The 4,227-nt window shown below is 36.2% G+C and carries 6 protein-coding genes; 4 read left to right on the top strand and 2 right to left on the bottom strand.

All coding sequences use genetic code 11. The features are described 5' to 3' along the window. Window positions 1-15 precede the first annotated feature (15 nt). The gene (gene rpmB / locus GSY74_RS01860; RefSeq protein ID WP_164663419.1) at window positions 16-225 is read right to left on the bottom strand and encodes a 50S ribosomal protein L28; all 210 of its coding nucleotides are present in this window, start codon (window positions 223-225) and stop codon (window positions 16-18) included. A 172-nt stretch (window positions 226-397) separates the two neighbouring features. Here rpmB and rpe point away from each other — a divergent pair, with 172 nt between their 5' ends. The 4 genes from rpe to GSY74_RS01840 are packed head-to-tail and all read left to right on the top strand — an operon-like array spanning window position 398 to window position 3,456. Beyond that, window positions 398-1,039, top strand: coding sequence for a ribulose-phosphate 3-epimerase (gene rpe / locus GSY74_RS01855; RefSeq protein ID WP_164663418.1), 642 nt, complete (start codon window positions 398-400; stop codon window positions 1,037-1,039). A gap of 39 nt (window positions 1,040-1,078) precedes the next feature. After that, window positions 1,079-1,669, top strand: coding sequence for a phosphoribosylanthranilate isomerase (locus GSY74_RS01850; RefSeq protein WP_164663417.1), 591 nt, complete (start codon window positions 1,079-1,081; stop codon window positions 1,667-1,669). Next, window positions 1,653-2,447, top strand: a complete 795-nt coding sequence (locus tag GSY74_RS01845) for a 3'-5' exonuclease (protein WP_164663416.1) — start codon at window positions 1,653-1,655, stop codon at window positions 2,445-2,447. The genes GSY74_RS01850 and GSY74_RS01845 overlap by 17 nt, the downstream gene beginning before the upstream one ends. 52 nt (window positions 2,448-2,499) lie before the next feature. After that, the gene (locus tag GSY74_RS01840) at window positions 2,500-3,456 is read left to right on the top strand and encodes an SPOR domain-containing protein (RefSeq protein ID WP_164663415.1); all 957 of its coding nucleotides are present in this window, start codon (window positions 2,500-2,502) and stop codon (window positions 3,454-3,456) included. Window positions 3,457-3,520: 64 nt separating this feature from the next. On the opposite strand, the gene GSY74_RS01835 is transcribed toward GSY74_RS01840, so the two are convergent. Beyond that, window positions 3,521-4,075: a DUF1566 domain-containing protein gene (locus GSY74_RS01835; RefSeq protein ID WP_164663414.1), complete on the bottom strand. Its 555-nt coding sequence runs from the start codon at window positions 4,073-4,075 to the stop codon at window positions 3,521-3,523. Window positions 4,076-4,227 lie beyond the last annotated feature (152 nt).

Genomic DNA, 4,227 nt, shown 5'->3' with positions numbered 1-4,227 from the left:
GGGTAGCTAAGTTTTTTAGTTGGCTGCTGCAGCTTGGGCAGCTTTTTTCTTCATTGTTCTAAGTGTAGAAGCAGCAACTTTGATTTTCTTAGTTGTACCATCTTCTAAAGTAATCTTTACAGATCTTAAGTTTGGTAGCTGTCTTCTTTTAGTTTTGTTGTTTGCGTGAGATACATTGTTTCCAACCAATGGACCTTTTCCTGTTACTTGACATCTTCTTGCCATATCATACCCTTTGTATAAAATAAGTGTTGTTGAGGCTATTCAATATAGCTCCCAAAAAAGTTGTGCGATTATAGTAGAAAATTACTTAAAAGGAATTGTTTATAGTTTTAAAAAGCCAAAGCTTTACTCTTTTAGTTATAATAGCAATCAAAAATTTTATTTAGGACTTTAGATGTTGGTAGCTCCGAGTATACTCTCAGCTGATTTTGGTAGATTGGCAGAAGATGTAAAAGCGATTTGTGATGGTGGGTGTGATTTGGTTCATGTAGATGTTATGGATGGTCATTTTGTACCAAACCTAACAATTGGTCCTGTTGTGGTCTCCTCTGTGGCAAAAACAGCAACAAAACCACTCGATATACATCTAATGGTTGAGAATAATAGCTTTTTTGTTGACCTCTTTGCACCTCTAAAACCTAAATATATCTCTTTTCATATAGAAGAGGAGAAACATCCTCATAGATTGATACAGAAGATTCGCTCTCGTGGTATCAGACCAGCAATAGTTCTCAATCCACATACTCCACCTGAATCTATAGAGTTTTTATTAGCAGATGTAGATATGGTACTGCTTATGAGTGTCAATCCGGGTTTTGGTGGGCAGAAGTTTATCCCATCAGTGATAGAGAAGGCAAAACGCCTAAAAGCTTTAATAGAGCAACACAACCCAGCCTGTCTCATCCAAGTTGATGGTGGAGTCAATGATAAAAATATAGACCAGTTAAAAGAGGCAGGAGTTGATATTGTCGTGGCAGGTTCTTATGTTTTTGGACACATTGATGGATATAAAAAAGCAATAAAATTGTTATCGTAGGGGTAGACCGATGTGTCTGCCCATAAAAAAGGAAAATCCATGAGAGTTAAAATATGTGGGATAACGAACCTAAACGATGCACTACAGGCTGTAAAAGCAGGTGCTGATGCTTTAGGGTTTGTATTTTATAGAGAGTCACCAAGATATATCACACCTACAGATGCCAAAAAAATTATAGACAAACTGCCACCCTTTGTTGGAGTAGTAGGGCTTTTTGTCAATGAGGGTATAGATACTATAGATACAATTAGCAAATATTGTAATCTAACTGTAAGTCAGATTCACTTTGATGTGGATGAGGAGGCATTAGATATGATAGGGTCAAAGGCTCTCCCTGTTATTCGTGCCAAAGAACCAAAAGATATACTTCAGTATGCAGATAGATATAGACTAGTTGATGTCTATTGCGAAGGGTATGGAGGTTCTGGAAAAAGATTGAACCTGGAGTGGTTTGAGGGTCTTGATTGCTCCAAGATTATCCTAGCAGGTGGATTGACACCTGCCAATCTACATGAGCTTAAAAAGTATAACTTTTATGGAGTAGATGTGAGTTCAGGTGTTGAGCGAATCAAAGGTAGAAAAGATTATAAAAAGGTAACTGAATTTATAGAAAATGCAAAGCGTTTATAGAGAATTAACTTCTGCCTTTAGACGAAATGAGGGGAGATTATCATCAGCATCATATGATAGGATTGTATCCAAACATACAACTCTTTTTGAAGATAGTGATACACTTTTTTTATTACTTCAAGCGTCTGGTTATCCTATTGAAGAGAATGAGCATGGATATTTTTTACAAACCTATATTACCCCTTATAGTGAGCAGAAGTTTTGTGTTATTGATATTGAGACAAACGGAAGTAAACCAGAAAAATCACAGGTTATAGAGGTTGGTGCAGTGATGCTTCAAAATGGTGAAGCGATTGACCGTTTTGAGAGTTTTGTAGAGTGTACTTTTTTGCCAAAGTATATTAGCAAAATTACTGGCATTGAACACACAGACCTTGTTGACGCTCCTAGTAGATTAGAAGTTCTGACAAAACTTAGAGAGTTTATAGGGGACTCTATATTTGTAGCTCACAATGCAAACTTTGATTATGGATTTCTAAATTACTCTTTTGACCATTTTGGTCTGGGTACAATAGGCAATCAAGTTTTATGTTCTATCGACTTAGCTAAAAGAACAATAGAGAGTGAGAGGTATGGTTTAGCATATCTAAATGAGTCTCTTGAGTTGGGTGTAGAAGTACACCATAGAGCCTATAGTGATGCTCTAACAACTGCAAAGTTGCTGAATATCACATTTGATAATATTCCAGAGTATGTCAATAGTGCAGATGAGTTACTTCGTTTTTCAATCTCTAGTAGAAAAGAGAGAACTCTACAATTAAAAAATATAAAAAAATAAGAGTTAATAAAAATATCGCTATAATATAAAGAAGTTACTAAAGGGAAGAAAGATGAGATATAATAAAGTGGTTATTTCAACAGTTATGTTATCACTATTGGCTACAGGATGTGTTAAGCCAACAGATGCACCAAACCAGTCAGATACTACAGTATATAATGAACAACCAGCAACAGAAGTTGTCTATGAAGATGGTACACCAATAGTATATGCTGATCCAAATGTAGTTGATAGTGGTGTCGGATATGGGACAGTTGTTGAGGAGACAGTTGTATCTACTGGTGGTTATGAACAGCCAACAGGTAGTGTTGCCTCATCAGGACCTTTTGATGATCCATATGGAGGAGGTGTCTCTAGCAATGCTGGTTCTGAGGTATATGTTGACCCATACTCAACAGGTGGTGGAGTTGCTCCAAGTGCGACAACAGGTACATATACTGAGAATATCCCGTATAATAGTAGCCCTGCTACTACAAGTGGAGGTATCCATCTTCAAATTGCTGCACTAAAAGACTACTATTCGGCAGAAGAGTTCAAAAATGGTTTAAGTTTAGACCCAAGATACTCTGCTTATGTAAAAAAAGGTGCTATGAGCAAGGTTATAGTAACAGGTTTTTCGAATAGGTCAGAGGCTCTAACTTTGAGGGATAGACAGTTCCCTGGGGCGTTTATTGTTGCAGGTTCATCCTCTTATAGTGGTGGCTCTTCATATACACCACCCTCTTCTACATATACTCCACCTCCTGCATATAACTCCCCACCTGCAGGTAGTTCAAACAGTGGAATAGGTGTTCAGATTGGAGCATTCTCTTCTCAATCAGCAGCACGAAATGCAGCAGAGAGTGCTGCGGCGGGTAGGTATACAGCTATTGTAAAAACCGTTACGGTGAGAGGTAAAACTTTGTATAAAGCTATTCTACTTGGATTTAACAGTAGAGCTGAGGCAAAATCAGCTATAGCTTCTGGACAGATTGGTAATGGATTTGTAGTTAGTAATATTTATCCATAATTTTTGAAAACAAGGGATTAAAATCCCTATGTGAGATGGACTTTCTTAATAGTCTAAGAGCCAACTACTCTGAGGAGTTACGAAAGCTAGGGCTTTGTTCTCCAAGAATAATTATAATACCTTTCTTTTCATCTGAAAAAGGTTTAGACTCTTTTCCAACAGTACCATATGTTTTAGCCATTGGTATGTTATCAGTCAACTCTCCTCTTACACAACGAACTTTAAGACCATAATGTTTAGTATATCGACCTGTCCAACCACGATTAAAGTTGACTCCCCACCGAAGGTTAGGTTCATCTTTATCAACAGTAGATGTCCAGTAATCAAATCTTGTAGGCTTTTTATTTAAAAAGAGTTTGTCTAAAGCAGGTCTACTATCTTTAGTACTAATAATAGAGACTAAATCACTTTTGCTTGGAAGTCTCCACCCTCCTCCATCAAGTTCAAGATTTTCACAATAAGATACAGCATTTTCCCAATCTAACTCTGTAATCTCTCCTCTATAGCTATTTTGCCACTCTAGTTTAGTCTCACTATCTTTAACGATACCATTGTGTGAACTAAGCTCTGCCCATGTTAGGCTACTAAGTCCTATTAATATTAAAGCAATCTGTTTCATCTATTTTCCCTTTTTATTTAGTGGGTTATATTATATAATAGAATATTCAAAAATGCTCAAAAATAGTATTAATTTTTAGAAAAAATAGAAAGATATATTACTAATTGTATCTAAAATAAATTTTAATATGTTTTTATTTATTATATATAGCT

Source organism: Sulfurovum sp. bin170 (assembly GCF_010892395.1).
In the GTDB taxonomy this organism is placed as follows: domain Bacteria; phylum Campylobacterota; class Campylobacteria; order Campylobacterales; family Sulfurovaceae; genus UBA1140.
Note: the sequence above shows the minus strand (reverse complement) of the source record. Positions and strands in the feature narration are given on the sequence as shown.

Coding starts and splice junctions, on each gene's coding strand:
- GSY74_RS01845 (WP_164663416.1), top strand. CDS start 1,653: ATGCAAAGCGTTTATAGAGAATTAACTTCTGCCTTTAGACGAAATGAG.
- rpe (WP_164663418.1), top strand. CDS start 398: ATGTTGGTAGCTCCGAGTATACTCTCAGCTGATTTTGGTAGATTGGCA.
- GSY74_RS01850 (WP_164663417.1), top strand. CDS start 1,079: ATGAGAGTTAAAATATGTGGGATAACGAACCTAAACGATGCACTACAG.
- GSY74_RS01840 (WP_164663415.1), top strand. CDS start 2,500: ATGAGATATAATAAAGTGGTTATTTCAACAGTTATGTTATCACTATTG.
- rpmB (WP_164663419.1), bottom strand. CDS start 225: ATGGCAAGAAGATGTCAAGTAACAGGAAAAGGTCCATTGGTTGGAAAC.
- GSY74_RS01835 (WP_164663414.1), bottom strand. CDS start 4,075: ATGAAACAGATTGCTTTAATATTAATAGGACTTAGTAGCCTAACATGG.